Source organism: Rhodanobacter sp. C05 (genome assembly GCF_002001165.1).
In the GTDB taxonomy this organism is placed as follows: Bacteria; Pseudomonadota; Gammaproteobacteria; order Xanthomonadales; family Rhodanobacteraceae; genus Rhodanobacter.
The window spans coordinates 1-15,510 of sequence record NZ_MUNQ01000026.1 but is presented as its reverse complement, the minus strand read 5'-3'; the positions used below and the strand labels follow the sequence as shown (position 1 = coordinate 15,510).

At 58.6% G+C, this 15,510-nt stretch carries 12 protein-coding genes; 10 read left to right on the top strand and 2 right to left on the bottom strand.

Features of this window, described 5'->3' with window-relative positions; all coding sequences use genetic code 11:
• Positions 1 to 75 precede the first annotated feature (75 nt).
• Positions 76 to 540, bottom strand: a complete 465-nt coding sequence (locus tag B0E51_RS17915) for a PepSY domain-containing protein (RefSeq protein ID WP_254424571.1) — start codon at positions 538 to 540, stop codon at positions 76 to 78.
• 323 nt (positions 541 to 863) lie between these two features.
• On the opposite strand from B0E51_RS17915, the gene B0E51_RS17910 reads away from it, so the two are divergent.
• From B0E51_RS17910 to B0E51_RS17895, 4 genes are all read left to right on the top strand, one after another.
• The gene (locus B0E51_RS17910; protein WP_077446254.1) at positions 864 to 2,486 is read left to right on the top strand and encodes a glucosyltransferase domain-containing protein; all 1,623 of its coding nucleotides are present in this window, start codon (positions 864 to 866) and stop codon (positions 2,484 to 2,486) included.
• 255 nt (positions 2,487 to 2,741) lie between these two features.
• Entirely contained in the window at positions 2,742 to 4,331 is a 1,590-nt protein-coding gene (locus tag B0E51_RS17905; protein WP_077446422.1) for an efflux transporter outer membrane subunit, read from the top strand.
• Between the two features lie 61 nt (positions 4,332 to 4,392).
• Entirely contained in the window at positions 4,393 to 5,523 is a 1,131-nt protein-coding gene (locus B0E51_RS17900) for an efflux RND transporter periplasmic adaptor subunit (protein WP_254424570.1), read from the top strand.
• Between the two features lie 41 nt (positions 5,524 to 5,564).
• Entirely contained in the window at positions 5,565 to 8,639 is a 3,075-nt protein-coding gene (locus tag B0E51_RS17895) for a CusA/CzcA family heavy metal efflux RND transporter (RefSeq protein WP_143526007.1), read from the top strand.
• 128 nt (positions 8,640 to 8,767) lie between these two features.
• Here B0E51_RS17895 and B0E51_RS17890 read toward each other — a convergent pair whose 3' ends face one another.
• Complete coding sequence (locus B0E51_RS17890) at positions 8,768 to 10,018, bottom strand: OmpA family protein (RefSeq protein WP_077446251.1); 1,251 nt, start codon at positions 10,016 to 10,018, stop codon at positions 8,768 to 8,770.
• A 367-nt stretch (positions 10,019 to 10,385) separates the two neighbouring features.
• Between B0E51_RS17890 and B0E51_RS17885 the strand changes: the two genes are divergently transcribed.
• The 6 genes from B0E51_RS17885 to B0E51_RS17850 all read left to right on the top strand — a co-directional run bounded on the left by B0E51_RS17885 (position 10,386) and on the right by B0E51_RS17850 (position 15,380).
• Positions 10,386 to 10,772: a VOC family protein gene (locus B0E51_RS17885; protein WP_077446250.1), complete on the top strand. Its 387-nt coding sequence runs from the start codon at positions 10,386 to 10,388 to the stop codon at positions 10,770 to 10,772.
• 2,088 nt (positions 10,773 to 12,860) lie between these two features.
• A complete protein-coding gene (locus B0E51_RS17870; RefSeq protein WP_143526005.1) occupies positions 12,861 to 13,307 on the top strand; it encodes a DUF3592 domain-containing protein in 447 nt (148 codons plus the stop codon).
• Positions 13,308 to 13,389: 82 nt separating this feature from the next.
• Complete coding sequence (locus B0E51_RS17865; RefSeq protein WP_077446246.1) at positions 13,390 to 13,890, top strand: hypothetical protein; 501 nt, start codon at positions 13,390 to 13,392, stop codon at positions 13,888 to 13,890.
• Between the two features lie 120 nt (positions 13,891 to 14,010).
• Positions 14,011 to 14,508 carry an SMI1/KNR4 family protein gene (locus B0E51_RS17860; RefSeq protein ID WP_077446245.1) on the top strand — a complete coding sequence of 166 codons (498 nt, stop codon included), beginning with the start codon at positions 14,011 to 14,013 and terminating at the stop codon, positions 14,506 to 14,508.
• A gap of 60 nt (positions 14,509 to 14,568) precedes the next feature.
• Positions 14,569 to 14,955, top strand: a complete 387-nt coding sequence (locus B0E51_RS17855) for a hypothetical protein (RefSeq protein ID WP_077446244.1) — start codon at positions 14,569 to 14,571, stop codon at positions 14,953 to 14,955.
• Positions 14,956 to 15,047: 92 nt separating this feature from the next.
• Positions 15,048 to 15,380, top strand: coding sequence for a hypothetical protein (locus B0E51_RS17850; protein WP_143526004.1), 333 nt, complete (start codon positions 15,048 to 15,050; stop codon positions 15,378 to 15,380).
• Positions 15,381 to 15,510: the final 130 nt, after the last annotated feature.

Sequence of the window (15,510 nt, the reverse complement as noted above, 5' to 3'; positions counted from 1 at the left end):
CCCACCCGCAAGGTACCGCAGTCATGACCCGGCACAGCTGATGTGTGCCGGGTTCATCCATGCCGTGCAGTGGATTCATTCGGTGCCAACCACCTTGCCACTGCTGGCGTCGACTTTCAGTCGTACGTGATTGCCCGCCGGATTTTCAGCCTTGGCGGTCCACATGCCGTCCTTGTAGTCCACATCATGGACATGCGTATAGCCCTGGGTTTCCAGTGAGGCGCGTACATCGCGTTCGCTCAGTCGCGATACCTGCTCGTCCGGATAGACCTGGCCGGTCTTTGCATCGATGTGGATATCCACGCTTTTGCCGTTGGCACTGCGGGCGCGTGCGTACCACATGCCATCACGAAACTTGAGGTCATGTACCTTGGTGTAACCCTGCTCGGTGAGCGTGCTGTGCACCTGCGGTTCGGTCATGGCCTGTTGCGCGACGACAGCGCTGGAGATACCAAGGCAAAGCGTGCCGAGCGTGAGCGCGAAAGTCAGTGAAGCAATCCTGTTCTTGATGGGCCTGTTCTTGATGAGCATGTTCTTCATGGACAGTTCCTCGTTGCCTGCAGGAAGCCCGAGTCTTGAGCGAGCCAAATCAACCTGCGGTGAACAAGCGGTGTGGTGTGTCATCACTTTCGGTGTATTAGGTGATGCCGGTTCGCCGTGGATGTCGCACAACCCTCACTGTCAGCAGATACTCAGCCAGCCTGAACATACTCTGTGCAAGTGAACGCGCAGTCGCCAGGATTCATTGGCAGGCTGCCGGGAATGGCCATAGAGTCGCCCCGTGAAATTTACGGCATGGGCCAGCAGGGGCTGCAGACGCAGTCGTCAATCGATACCGTCGTTTGTTCATGGAGCCTTGATACGTGAGCCTGTCGATTTCACGCGATGCCCCGGTCAGCGCCAGTCCGGAATCCGTGCGTAGTGACCACAGCGTTTTTGTCATCCTGCTCGCGCTTTATTTTCTGATCCTGTTTCCCATCCTGCGCGCGAATCGCTATTTCGATGACGACCTGAAACGGGCGCTGATCGGCCGTACTGGCTGGGATTCCAACGGTCGACCACTGACGACCCTGCTGATGAGATTGCTGCAGGGCTATGACCGCGCCATGGTCGACATTTCGCCACTGACGCAGATCGGAGCCATCGCGATATTCTCGTGGCTTGGTGTGCTGATCGCACGTCGATATGCCATACGTTCACCCTGGATGGCGGCACTCGTGGCATTTCCGCTCGGTGCACAGCCGTTCTATCTGGAAAATCTTTCCTACAAATTCGATGCCTTGAGCATGAGCGTGGCGATGCTGCTCGCCCTGCTGCCCATGCTCGCCTTCAAGGACAACCGCCGAGGCTGGTGGCTGGGTGTGCTGTCGCTTTTTGCAAGCCTCAGCTTCTATCAACCAGCCATCAATGCCTGCCTGATCTTCATTCTGCTGGATGTCGCGCTGGCACAGTTGCACGACCAGCCACCTCGTCGGCTCGCGCTGCAATTCCTGTCACGGATATGGCAGGCGGGGCTGGCCATGCTTGTCTATGAACTCGTGATTGGCATCCACATCCATGGCTGGGTGAAGCAGCAGGGCGAAAAGATCCACGGATTGCATGACCTTCCGGTGATAAGGGCCAATATCGTCGACTTCTATGCGTTTATTGCTCACAGCTTCAGTCAGCAGTGGTGGCGATTCTTCACCCCCATCTTGATCCTGCTGGCACTGTTTCCGATGGCCATCGGCATCCGTTACGCGATCAGGGTGCGGCGCACGCAACCGGTCTGGGCCAGTGCCGGCCTGTTCGCCATCAGCCTGCTGCTGCCTCTGGCTGCGCTTGCCAGCGCCCTCGGCCCCATGCTGCTGCTGCTCAGGCCGGAAATCGAACCACGCGTGTTGATGGGGATCGGAGCACTGTTGGCGGCGGCCTTGATCGTCATGCAGGCTGCCCTGCAGCAATGGCAGTCGTCGGGCAAATGGACCTTGTCGGTGGCCTGCATGCTTGCACTGGGCATGTGTGTCTTTGCCAGTGCTTATGGCAATGCCCTTGGAGAGCAGAAGAATTACGAGGACCGGATTGCTGCGGGTCTTGCCGAGGATCTTGCCGAGCTGAAGGCGAGCCACACCATCGATTCCTTCCTGCTCGAAGGCGGCATCGGGTATTCACCGATCACGGCGCATGTTGCCGAGCAGTTTCCGCTCGTCCATACGCTGATCATTCCCTATATTTCCGTGGGCGACGCGTTTCATAGCCACATGTTTCTCATGTATTACCTCCCGGATCTCACCGACATGGGTTTCGAACCCAGTGCCACAGACTTGCAGCGTGCGCCCGGGCTGTTGGCAAGAAGCTGCCAGATGCCCGCGGCACGCACCACAAGGTTTTACAGCCTGTATCTGGTCGATGACACGGTGGTGGTGACGCTTGGCCCGGCTCATCAGCAACGTTGCGCCACGAATGCGCTATCGGGGCAGGTCGGGTTATCCGCGAGATTCGATTAATTCGCGCTTTCAGCGCCAGACGCCACAATTTCATTGCCCTCGGATCGCATGAAATTACAGGTGGTGTAAATAACGCCATCCGGTGTGGCCATTTACGGCCTTTTGACTGCTGCACACCCTGCTTTTAATCCATGACCTCCGGCATGGCTTCCGCTTATATTTGATACGATATATCGTTACATCCTGATTATTTCTCTCGAAGATGCGTTCGCATGAACAAGACGTGGGCCAATGTGTTCGCCGGGGCCAAAGCTGATGAGAGGTGAGATAACAGGGAATGCCGCATTCCTTGCCAACGCGACACGATCGCACGCGCTGCATTTCCTCGCGGCCCTGGTCTCGTTGCTGATTGCCGGTTGCGCCGTGGGTCCCGACTTCAAGCGACCGGCTGCGCCGGATGTCAACGGTTACACCGCACATCCACTTGCAACAACGGTTGCCAGCAAGGATGTCGTCGGTGGAGAAGCCCAGCGCTTTGCCAGCGGCAGCGATATTCCCGGAGACTGGTGGACCCTGTTTCATTCCAGTCAGCTGAATGCACTGATCGAACAGTCGCTCAAGAACAATCCCGACCTGAAGGCTGCGCAGGCAGCCTTGTCCGTGGCCAGGGAAAATGTCCTGGCGCAACGTGGCAGCTACTACCCCAATGTTTCGGCCGATTTTTCGGCCAGCCGCCAGAAGACGCCGGGGACCATTTCGCCGACGCCCAGCTCGAATGCCCTCCTGTACAACGTGTTCACTCCGCAGGTCAGCGTTTCATATGTGCCGGATGTTTTCGGTCTGAACCGCCGGACCATGGAGTCCGTAAAGGCACAGGCGCAGGCTGTCCGCTACCAGATGATCGCGACGCAGATCACCTTGAGCACCAATGTGGTGGCTGCCGCGGTGCAGGAGGCGGCACTGCAGTCGCAGGTGGATGCGACACGTCAGCTGGTCGACATCAACAGCAAGATGCTGCAGATCCTGCGCTACCAGTTCGCCAAGGGTTATGCCAGCCGGCTGGATGTGGCCGCGCAGGAGTCGCAGCTCGCGCAGGTCAACGCCACGCTGCCGCCGCTGCTCCGGCAACTGGCCCAGCAGCATGATCTTCTGGCCGTACTGGCCGGCCGGTTTCCGAACCAGGCGCCGGCTGAAAAATTCGAACTTGCGAGCCTGCAATTGCCGCAGGATCTGCCGGTGAGCCTTCCGTCGGAGTTGGTGGCGCAGCGTCCGGATGTGCTTCAGGCCGAAGCCAATATGCATGCCGCGAGTGCCCAGATCGGCATCGCCATCGCGAACCGTTTGCCGAATATCACGTTGACCGCAAATGCCGGCAGTACGGCGCTGGCGATTGGCCAGGTGTTCAAGTCGGGCACCGGCTTCTGGGGTCTGGGCGCGGATCTGGCTGCCCCGATTTTCCAGGGCGGGACGCTGCTGCACCAGGAGCGCGCCGCGAAGGCGGCTTATGTCGAGGCGGCCGAGCAATATCGCAGCACGGTGCTGACGGCCTTCCAGAATGTCGCCGACACCTTGACTGCGCTCGAACAGGATGCCGAAGGTCTGAAAGCGGCTGCGGCCGCGGCAGATGCCGCCAAGGTCACGCTCGATCTGTCGCAGCGGCAGTGGAAGGACGGCTATGCCAATTATCTCTCGCTGTTGAGCGCAGAGCAGGCCGATCAGCAGGCCAGGATCAACCTGGTGCAAGCCCAGTCCAATCGCTATGCCGACACGGCGGCGCTGTTCCAGGCGCTTGGCGGCGGCTGGTGGCATCGCGCGGACTTGAACCAGACGGATTCAAACCATGCAGATTCAAGCCGGGGTGATTCAACCCGGACGGATTCGACCCAGGGCAAAGATGAAAAATAAATCACTTTACGGAATGCCGGCCACGACACGCCCGGGCAGATTTCCGCACGGCGTCGCCTGCATGCTGATCGCCGTCATGCTGTCGTCCGCCGGCTGTTCATCCAGGAACGACAACAAGACCGACAGCAGCGCGCAAACCGCCGCCACGACGGTCAGCAACGTGACGCTGACAGCAGACCAGCGGCAGCACATCCAGCTTTACACTGTCGCTGCGTCGCAGTTCCACCAGACGGTGCAAGCCATCGGTGCGGTGGACTTCGACAACGATCAGGCTACCAGCGTGCTGGCGCCCATTTCCGGTCCGGTGTCGCGGCTGCTGGTTTCGCCGGGCGACAAGGTGAAGAAGGGTGACCCGCTGGCGGTGGTGGATTCGCCCGACTTTGCGGTAGCCATCAGCACGTACAGCAAGGCGCTCGTTACCGCGACCAACAGCCGCCGGCTTGCCGATGCGGACAAGGATCTTGTCCAGCACAACGGCGTTTCCCAGCGCGAATATGAGCAGGCGCAGACCGACGCGGCCAGCGCCGAAGCCGATCGCGATGCAGCGCTGCAGGCACTGGTTTCGTTGAATGTCGATCCGCGCACGATCAAGGACATCCAGGCCGGCCGGCCTGTTTCGCACGTCGTGGAGGGCATGATCCGCTCGCCGATCTCGGGCATCGTGGTGGAGAAGCTGATCACGCCTGGGCTGCTGCTGCAGGCAGGCACCACGCCATGCTTCACCGTGGCCGATCTTTCGCGCGTCTGGGTCATGGCGCAGATTTCCGGTGCCGACCTTGCCTCGGTCAGCGTCGGCGACACGGCCGACGTGGAGACCGGCATTGCCGGCAACAAGATTTCCGGCACCGTGGACAACATCTCGGCCCTGGTCGATCCCGACACCCGTGCGGTGGTCGCGCGAGTGGTCGTCGCCAATCCGAAAGGCCTGTTGAAGAAGCAGATGTATGTGCGCGTGCAGATTCATTCAGGCCAGCCAAGCAGCGGAACGCTGATTCCGGTTTCGGCGATCCTGCGCGACGACGAGAACCTGCCGTTTGTCTATGCCGTGCAGCCCGATGGCAGTTTCGCGCGCCAGCATGTGACCCTGGGTCATCGCGTCGGCGATCAATACGATATTCCCGACGGTCTCAAGGCGGGCGACCAGGTCGTCGTCAATGGCGGCCTCTTCATCCAGTTCATGCAAAATCAATGAGCGACCAACAGTCTCCATCGCCGTCGCGGACGGCGTCGTTCATGAATCGGCTGGTGGGCGCCTCGCTGGGGCAGCCCATTCTCGTCATCCTGATGACGCTGCTGCTGGTCGGATCCGGAGCGCGCTCGCTGCAGCGCCTGCCGGTGGATGCCTATCCGGATCTTTCGCCGCCCATCGTCGAGATCGTCACGCAATGGCCCGGCCACGCCGCCGAGGAAGTGGAGCGGCTGATCACCGTGCCGGTCGAGCTCGGCATGACCGGCATCCCGAATTCGGCGAATGTCCGCTCGATCTCCCTGTATGGCCTGTCCGACGTCATCATCACGTTCAACAACGGCGCCGGCGATCTGCCCACCCGACAGGAAGTCTTCAACCGCTTGCCCAGCCTGAGCCTGCCGGCGGGCGTGACTCCTTCGGTATCGCCGCTGTCGGCGCCGTCGGGGCTGATCTACCGCTACGTGCTGCAAAGCTCCGACCGCTCGCCGATGGAGCTGAAGACCTTCGAGGACTGGATCATCGAGCCGCAGTTCAGATCCGTGCCAGGCGTGGCGGACGACTCGGGCTTCGGCGGCGGCACCATGCAGTACCAGGTGCTGCTCGATCCCGCGAAAATTGCCGGCGTCGGTCTGTCGGCGGTGCAAGTGGAGGCCGCGCTGACGGCCAACAACAGCAACGCAGGCGGCGGGTTCTATACGCAGGGCAGCCAGTTCTATTACGTGCGCGGCGAAGGACGCCTGAGCACGGTGGAGGATATCGGCAACGTGGTGCTGGCGGTGCACAACGGCACCCCGGTGCTGCTGAAGGATGTCGGCCGTGTAGTCATCGGCATCGCTCCGCGTCTGGGCGAGTTCGGTTTCGAGAAACAGGACGACGCAGTGGAGGGCGTGATCCTGCTGCGCACGGGTGAGAAGACCCAGGACGTGCTGAAGCGGGTCGAAGCGAAGACCAAGGAGCTCAACGACCAGATCCTGCCCAAGGACATCAAGGTCGTGCCGTTCTACGACCGCACCGACCTGATCGCGCTGACCACGAAGGTGGTGGAGGACAACCTGCTGCGCGGCATGCTTCTGGTCGTCGTGATCCTCATCTTCTTTCTCTACGATGTCCGTGCAGGACTGATCGTCGCCACCACCATTCCGCTGGCGCTGCTGTTTGCGTTCATCTGTCTCGATCTGCAGAACGCGTCAGCCAATCTGCTCTCCATCGGCGCGATAGATTTCGGCATCCTGGTGGATGGCGCGGTGGTGATGGTGGAAAACATCTTCCGCCAGATCGCCGAGCGCAAGGGAACACCGCTCAGCGTCAGAGAGATCATCAAGGACGCGGCGGCCGAAGTGGATCGCCCGCTGTTCTACGCGGTCGCAGTGATCGTGGTCAGCTTCCTGCCGATCTATGTGCTGTCCGGACCTTCCGGCACGCTGTTCAAACCGATGGCCGACACCATGGTGTTCGCCCTGGTCGGTTCGCTGATCGTCACGCTGACCCTGCTGCCGGTGCTGTGTGCGTGGTTCATGCGCAAGGGTGTTAAGGAGCGGCGCAATCGCGCCTTTGAGGCGATCAAGTCGGCTTACATCAAGGGCCTCGATTTCTGCCTCGCGCGCCCGTGGGGCACCACGATTGCCTCGGCCATCGTGCTGGTGGTTTCGCTGATGCTGATACCGCGCATCGGTGCGGAGTTCATGCCTCAACTGGACGAGGGCGCGCTGTGGGTGCGTGCAACCATGCCCTATACCATCTCGTTCGACGAGTCGGCCAGGATCACGCCCAAGGTGCGCGACATCCTGCGCACCTTCCCCGAAGTCACCACGGTTGCCTCGGAACTGGGTCGGCCTGACGACGGCACGGATTCGACCGGTTTCTTCAACGTCGAGTTCTACGTGGGCCTCAAACCCTATTCGGCGTGGAACGGCGACTACCACACCAAGGCTGCGCTGATCGAGGCGATCAACAAGAAGCTGGTGGCCTTCCCCGGCATCACCTTCAACTACACCCAGCCGGCCGAGGATGCGGTGGACGAGGCGGAGACCGGTCTGAAGAGCGCGCTGGCGGTCAAGGTCTTCGGCTCCGACCTGAACACGCTCGAACAGAAGGGCAAATCGATCAAGAAAATCCTGGAGCAGGTACGCGGCATCCATGACGTGACCCTGGTGCAGGAACTCGGCCAACCCAGCCTGGCCATCAAGATCGATCGCGCGAAGATCGCCCGCTACGGTTTGAATGTCGATGACATCAATGGCCTGATCACCACCGCGATCGGTGGCGATGTGGCCACCGAGGTGATGCAGGGCGAGAAGCAGTTCGACCTCGTCGTGCGCCTCGACCACCAGTATCGAGACAACCCCGAGGAAATCGGCAACATCCTGGTAGCCACGTCCGGCGGCCAGCAGCTTCCGCTCAAGGAATTTGCCGACATCCAGGTGACCAACGGCGCCTCGTTCATCTATCGCCAGTTCAATTCACGCTACATCGGCGTGCAGTTCTCGGTGGAAGGGCGCGATCTGGCCGGCGCGGTGGAAGATGCCATCGCACAGGTCAACCAGAAGGTCAGCCTGCCGCAGGGCTATCACCTGGACTGGGGCGGCGAATACACGGAGTACACGGCGTCGCGCGCGCAGCTAAATGTCATCCTGCCGCTGACCCTGGCGCTGATCTTCCTGCTGCTGTTCACCCTCTACAGCAACTTCAAGTTCCCGTTCATCACCGTGATCGGCGTGCTGCTGTCGGCGCCGGTAGGTGGCATCGTGGCGCTGTGGCTTACCGGCACACCGTTCTCGGTGTCCTCCGGCATCGGCTTCCTGGCCCTGTTCGGTGTCTCGGTACAGACGGCTGTCGTCTACATCTCCTACGTCAACGAACTGCGCCGCGGTGGCACCACCCTCAACGAGGCCATCCGCGAAGGCGCGATCCTGCGCCTGCGCCCGATCATGATGACTGCACTGGTGGCCGCACTCGGCCTGCTGCCCGCAGCACTGGCCACCGGCGTCGGCACGGATACCCAGAAACCGTTCGCCCTGGTCATCGTCAGCGGCCTGTTCACGCGACTGCTGATCAGCATCTTCCTGATGCCGGTGCTGTATGCGCTGGTGGCGAGGCCGGATGACCGGTTGGAAGTGTGATCTGGCTGTCAGTAAGCGTGAGCGTTCTTTGGAGCGCTAGAGACATTTCTCACGACTAGAAATGTCTCTGCCCCCTTATTGATGCGCTGTCTGGGTAGGGCTGATGAGTGGCGTAACAACAGAAACACTTATTTCTTGACCAACTCCACCCGTCGGTTCTTGGCGCGCCCTTCCTCCGTATCATTCGGAGCAATCGGTTTGTCGGGACCGTAACCTGTCGAGCTAAGGCGGCTGGCATCGATCGACTGAGCCACCAGCGCTGCGACCACCGCGGCCGCGCGGTCCTTTGACAATTTCAGGTTGTAGTCATGCTGGCCGATGTTGTCGGTATGACCTTCGACGGAGAACTTGAGGTCCGGATTGGCCTTCAGCAGCGCCGCCACCTGTGCGATCACCGGCTGTGCATCGGGCTTCAACGTGGCCTTGTTGAAGTCGAAGTTGACATAGAGAATGATCTTGCCGTCGTGGTCGAGCGCGGTCTTCATCTCGCCGGCCTGCGGCGGCTTGATCGTCATCTGCAAGGGCTTTTCCTCGATCACATCGACGGTGACCGATGCGATGACCCCGGCGGCGCCATTGCTGTCGATATCCATCCACACCGTCGTGCCCTTGTTGTCGAAGCGAGCGACCGTGTGCGGGTCGTCGTCAGGAGCGGCGAAGAGAATGTCGGCGCCCATGTCCTTGAGCGCTGCGCGATAGTTCTGCTGGACTTCGAGGTAGCTCGTGTAAGGGCCCTTCCGATAGTTCGAAAAATCGTAGACCACCTTGTAGTGGGTGCCACGGACCTTGACGACCTGGGTCGAATTGCCTGATTGCACGCGGAACGCCACTTCTTCGTAGTTCGATTTGTAGGGAGCCCTGGCAACCGAATGCGGCATATGGCCGAGCGGTGCATAGTCGTTGCCGCTCGGTGGGAGCATCGAATACTTGAACGGCGCGATCTGCAGCACTTTCACGCCGACAACATCGCCATTGCCTTCCCAGATATAGAACCAGTATTCCGCACCGTCCTTGGTCAGCGTCGCATAGATATCGTCGTCGTCGGCGCGCTTGGTGTTGGTGATCTGGGCGCCGGCGGCTGCCATCGCCTGCGCGTAGTTCGACATGATCTCGAGCCCGCTCATTTTCTGCTGGCCGGGCTTGAGGTCGTATTGCTGATAGCAGAGCTTGCCGAACTTGGTGACCTTGCCGTCGGCGGTCCTGAAATCCAGCTGCGTGTAGGGGACCCAGTCCAGATCACGCGACGGCGCGAAGCTGTCCAGCGAACCGACGAATGGGCAGTCCTTGCCAGCTTCCCCGGCCACCAATGCATGCATTGGTGTCAACGACAGGCCCAGAAGCAGAAGCAACCCGATCAGACGAAAGCCATGCTTTTGCATTGCCGATCCCCCCTGACGGAAATGTCGACCGGCATCCTAGGCCAAAGCGCCGCAACAACAAAAGCTGTCATGGCCTGTTGAGCGTGCGTCAACAGGGCCGGCATTTTCTGCCGGATCTGGTGCTCGACGCATCCTTTGCATTGACGAAAAAGCGAGCTGTTTTCGGAGTGAGGTCGGCTTCAGAGCGCAAATCGAAGAAGCCTGCTAGTTAAAGTAGGCTAGGCCGTTCTACACACGACAGTCGCTCCTTGTGGACGAAATGGGACAAAATTACGCGATAGGGCCAGTCTGCTGGGTCCGGTTGACTCCAGTGTCAGGCCGCAGAAAACGCACTCTCCCTCATCACCACACGTCCATCGGAGGTTCCATGAAGCGAGTCACTGGCATTGGCGGCATCTTCTTCAAAGCCAAAGACGCTCCAGCACTACAGGCCTGGTACAAGCAGCACCTTGGAATCGATGTCCAAGGATGGGGTGGCACAGCTTTCACCTGGACCGACGATGAAGGCAAGCCGGTTGCCGGAACAACCGTCTGGTCGATTGGTTCGGCGCAAGGTGACCAGTTTGCACCCAGCACTGCAACGTTCATGGTCAATTACCGGGTGGAGGATCTGCACGCCCTGGTTAAAGTCTTGCGCGAAGAAGGCTGCAACGTTCTCGAGAAGATTGACGATTCCGAGTACGGGAAGTTTGCCTGGGTCATCGATCCGGAAGGAAACAAGGTGGAACTTTGGCAGCCGCCTGCCGGCCAATGACCAGGGCAATCGGCCTCAGCAAAAATCTTCGGTCTAACCGTCGGTCAAGACGCATCGCTCCTGGCTGCGCCATCTGCGGGAGGCTTGTCTCAAACGTCAGGTTCCAGGTGCAACGATGCCGTCATTGAATAATGCATTTGTGTTTCGTGGCGGCTGTCACTGCGGTCAGCTTCACGTAACCTTTTCGACCGCGCTGGACCCGGCAAGCATTGTCCCTCGGGCCTGCGATTGCTCGTTCTGCCAAAAGCACGGTGCCGCCTACGTTTCAGATCCGGCCGGGCAACTGTCTGTAATCATGCGGAGCCCAGGTGCACTGCGCCGGTACAGGCAGGGATCAAATACTGCCGAATTCCTGCTCTGCGATCGATGCGGCGTGCTGGTTGCAGTCGTCTTTGAGCAAAATGCGCGCATCTACGGAGCCGTCAATGCACGATCCCTGGAGGGGCCGACGGGCTTTGGGAGTGCGGCCCCGTCTTCGCCGCAATTGCTGGCTCCGGGTGAAAAGGTCGCACGATGGTCGCAACTGTGGGTTCCGGATGTTGAGCTGATCACATCTGGCACCTGACCATTTGTGTGCGGACTCCTCGTGCAACTCGCCCGCCGAGTAGTTCACAAACACGATGACGCGGCCGGCCCGATGTCGCGAGGGTGCTGCTTGCAGTGGAACAGGATGTATCGCCGAATCCAGAAGCGATAAGCCTCCTCGGTGCGCTGACTCAGGTGTCGCCGCCGGCAGATCGTGGAGATCTGATTCATAAGGCGTAGGGCGGGGGGAGGTGTTGCGGGAAGTTCACACCATGACGGTCGCTCCATGTGGTCGAAATGGGATGAGCTTAGGTGATAGAACCAGTCCACTGGGTCCGGTTATACGTCTGGTTGTTAGCCGGACCCAGCACAGATAAGCTCGCGTTGAATCAGAGCCTTACGCCGAATCTTTGGCTGGGGATCAGGGATGTATAACCGGACCCGTGGGTCCGTCTATTCAGTAGTTAGGCCTCAATGATGAAACCGCGCTCCTTTGCGCTATGCCTTCAAATTTCAGCGGGCTTGTTTCTTTCGGGCCCTAGCGGTGCCTGTTGGGCTGCACAAGGCGGCAACATTCCGGCGAAAGATGTGTGTGCATCTTCTGCCTCTAGATTCGTCAGCCCTTGCAAATCCATACACGCACGTTTGCAGATCGGCGCCGATACGATTTCAGTTTGGATCTGGCCTGTAGGCACAAAGCGGTATCTAGGTTTTCCTGACTGGGCTACGTGCGACTTGCCTGTTAATGTTGCTCGCGTTATTAGCCCCGGCAACGTGCTTTACGCAGACATAGTTGTGCGACCACTCAGCGAGCAAAAGCCCATGCACATGCAATTCGTCTGCATCGCGTCTGCAAGCCATATCGTTGTTAGGAATGCTCCGTACTAAAGGCGGCCTAACAATTCGTTCAAGGCGGCTTCGCCGCCGCTCAACTCTAGCGTTAGACCTCACACGAATTGTCTCGTGTATCTACAGAAATTGGTGATCATGTTGTTCAAGACTGCCGCAATTCTAGTGTTGGTTCTGAGTGTGGTAGCTCCCGTAACGTATGCAGCTCCATCTGAAGTTGCGCTTGTCGCTGCACGATTGGTGCATGTGCAAGACGTTAGTGTCCCCACAAATCATGTCACCGTTGACGGGACCTATCGGCTTACCTTTAAGGTCTCAAGGATTTTGATCGGCACACTGCCGAACCGGCTTATCACTCTAACTTGGAGAACGCCAGAACCCATCCAAGGATCGAACTACTATCTTTTGGTCAAGAGCATCAACGGTAAGGCGACCCTTGGTTGGTCTGGCATTCCGCGTAACGGCCTTTGCATCGACGCAGAAACCGCTGAGAGGTATGGCATCAAGAGCGCTGTCAAGGATCTGCAACTGCAATATCCATGCAGGCACTAGAAAGTGCAGGCCACAACTTTCGCGGCATTGCCGGGCATTCAAAGCGGCGCTATCGTGTCCGCAAAGGGCTGGCGCAGCGCGCTGGCGTCTAACATTTCGTTCAAGGCGGACGGCTACGCCGCCGCTTAACTCCAGCGTTAGGCCAGATTGGCAGGTCAGTCTATGTCCTCAACCGTCGTCAACAATTCCAAACACAAGGCGCTTATGTATGTTGGCCTCTGGATCGTATTGGCACTCGCGATCGGCAGCCTTCTTGGATCACAAAATCTGCATCGCTATTACGCGCTCGACTCCCAAGGCATCAAGACTTCTGGAACAGTCATAGCTCTAGAACCCGAAGATCACCAGGGCGTGCGCTACTCCTATCAGGTAGCCGGTAACACATACAAAGGGGTCGGGACAGTCGGCTCCGGCAACCCGAAATTTGGATCGCTAGAGGTCGGCACTTCAGTGCTGGTCTATTACGTCGGGTCTGATCCTGGCATCTCGGAGCTCGGTGAGCCGGGCCCCCGGCTACAAAACGAGATCGAGAGCGTTCTCATGGCGGCGCTAACTGCGCCCATATTTTTACTTGGTATCTTCGCACAGGGCGGACGCTCCAAATCGTAATGCTGGGGCCTAACCAATCGTTCAAGGCGGACGCCTCCGGCGCCGCTTAACTCCAGCGTTAGGCCACAATGGGAGAGTACAGTTGAACGTCGATGCACTTGCCTTATACACAGGGTACGCATTTTGCCAGGCCGTCAACTTGCAGCACGTGATGGCTGACAACGAACTGATGGTTCCGTTCGTTGTGCATTGGAGCAAGGAAACGCCTCGTCCAATTCCTTATCCGGCACAAACGCAAGAGCAAGCAGTCGGTTTGGCCGTTAAGGCATGTGAGGATCGCGCATTGGGGCCAGATGGTTGGAGCTCCGGTCGCGAAGGTCTCATAGACCCTGGCGATGGGAAAAAGCGCGATGTTCTCTTGATTGAAGCATGGGTGCCTGACCTCCATCCGCCCGTAGTTCTAATCCACTACTATCAAAAGTCTCCGTTTGCTCTGCATTTCGCCTTCATGTGGCAGAACCACGCGCAGGTGAGGAGATCACCCGAGGAGGCCAAGACCTTCTTGCTTCATGTCAGGCGCGGCATCATGAGCCATCCGTTTGGCAGCCAGTGCATGGAGTACCTCGAAAAGAGCAAGCGGTAGTGGTCACGGTGAAGTGGCCTAACTATGCGCTCAAGCGGACCGGCGGAGTAAGCTGCTCGCGCGATCACACACCGCGGCCGCGCAGGCCGCTTAGCTTAGGCGTTAGACCTCAGAACAGACATGGACGAATTCTGGACCAACAGCAAATACTTCACCGGGCCGCCCTTGCGGGACGGCATGGTGCAAGAGGCTGAGGCCCTTCTCGGTTATAAGTTGCCGGCGTCGTACATTGCTCTGCTTCAATCTCGCAACGGAGGCACTCCCATTCGAGATTGCTTTCCAACAACCACACCAACTTTGTGGGCTAAAGACCACATTGCGCTTTCCGGCATCCGTGGTGTCGGCGGTGAATGGGGCATCGACTCAGCGAGTCTTGGCTCCATACCTATGATTCAAGAATGGGGCTACCCAAATATTGGTATCGTTATAGGCGAGTGTCCGTCAGCGGGCCATGACGCTGTCATGCTCGACTATTCTCTCTGTGGTGCTTCTGGCGAGCCTCGTGTCGTTCACGTAGAAACCGAATGCTCTCCTCTTCAGGTCACATTCTTAGCTAGCAATTTTCAGTCGTTCATCAATGGCCTTGTCAGCAGCGATGTGTATGCGGCTGAGGTCTAACATTTCGTTCAAGGCGGACGGCTTCGCCGCCGCTTAACTCCAGCGTTAGAACCCATTGCGATGCTCTACGGTCATCCAATCAACCCAGAAGCGGCCTTTCGGGAGCTCGTCTTTCGCTGGTTCGCGTTGCTCGCTCAAGGGCAAGCGGCCGAGGCTATGGCTCTAATCGACGAGTCCAATTCCTACGGCATCAAGTGGGAGCCGGAGCACCTTTCCTCAGCGCTCAGGTCCTATGGCGGCAACAGCATATTGCCTGTTGTTACATCGCCGTCTTCTGCTTCAGGCCAGCAACATGCAAGTCTCACCGCACTAGCCGATCGTTCTGGCTACGCTTACGTTCATGATCTTCCGCTCAATGGTCAGTGGTCGGACCTTACTGCCCAGTTCGAGTTTCTCAAACGTCCCAATGGTTTCGCAGTTGTCCTCCACGACATCCACGTACTATAGGTACATGGGTTCTAACACATCGTTCAAGGCGGACGGCTTCGCCGCCGCTTAACTCCAGCGTTAGGTGCCATGACTCGTAAGATTCTCGCCATTTGGATTTTTCTAAGCAGCGTGGCTGCGGCACTTGTGTCAGCTTCGCTCACTTCACTGACCTTGCGAGTATATGGGCCTGGGCATCTTCGTTCGTCGGCCCAAAAGTCACAATGGCGGGCGAGAGTTTTTCCGCTTGGCTGCCTTATGCACCAAGTATTCTTTTTGCTGCCATCACGGCTTCAATCATTACAGCCGTCTACTTCTCCCGAAGCAGCAAGGCTTCCGACCTCAAGAGTTTCGCCATCTGCCTCATCGCCGCACTCAACTACTTTTTCGCCTTCTTCGTACTCATGTCGTTAGTGTCTGCATACTTGCTCGCAAACGGCACCTAACATTTCCGTAAGAGACTTCCGATCAATACCGGGCGCTTGATGCTCTTGCCCTGAGCTTTCGGACCGATGCTGGTCATCATGTTGTCCTCTTCGCTGCGTCGTGCGTGTCAGTACTGTGCGGAGTTGCAAC

Coding starts and splice junctions, on each gene's coding strand:
- B0E51_RS17915 (WP_254424571.1), bottom strand. CDS start 540: ATGAAGAACATGCTCATCAAGAACAGGCCCATCAAGAACAGGATTGCT.
- B0E51_RS17905 (WP_077446422.1), top strand. CDS start 2,742: ATGAGAGGTGAGATAACAGGGAATGCCGCATTCCTTGCCAACGCGACA.
- B0E51_RS17900 (WP_254424570.1), top strand. CDS start 4,393: ATGCTGATCGCCGTCATGCTGTCGTCCGCCGGCTGTTCATCCAGGAAC.
- B0E51_RS17895 (WP_143526007.1), top strand. CDS start 5,565: ATGAATCGGCTGGTGGGCGCCTCGCTGGGGCAGCCCATTCTCGTCATC.
- B0E51_RS17890 (WP_077446251.1), bottom strand. CDS start 10,018: ATGCAAAAGCATGGCTTTCGTCTGATCGGGTTGCTTCTGCTTCTGGGC.
- B0E51_RS17885 (WP_077446250.1), top strand. CDS start 10,386: ATGAAGCGAGTCACTGGCATTGGCGGCATCTTCTTCAAAGCCAAAGAC.
- B0E51_RS17870 (WP_143526005.1), top strand. CDS start 12,861: ATGTCCTCAACCGTCGTCAACAATTCCAAACACAAGGCGCTTATGTAT.
- B0E51_RS17860 (WP_077446245.1), top strand. CDS start 14,011: ATGGACGAATTCTGGACCAACAGCAAATACTTCACCGGGCCGCCCTTG.
- B0E51_RS17855 (WP_077446244.1), top strand. CDS start 14,569: ATGCTCTACGGTCATCCAATCAACCCAGAAGCGGCCTTTCGGGAGCTC.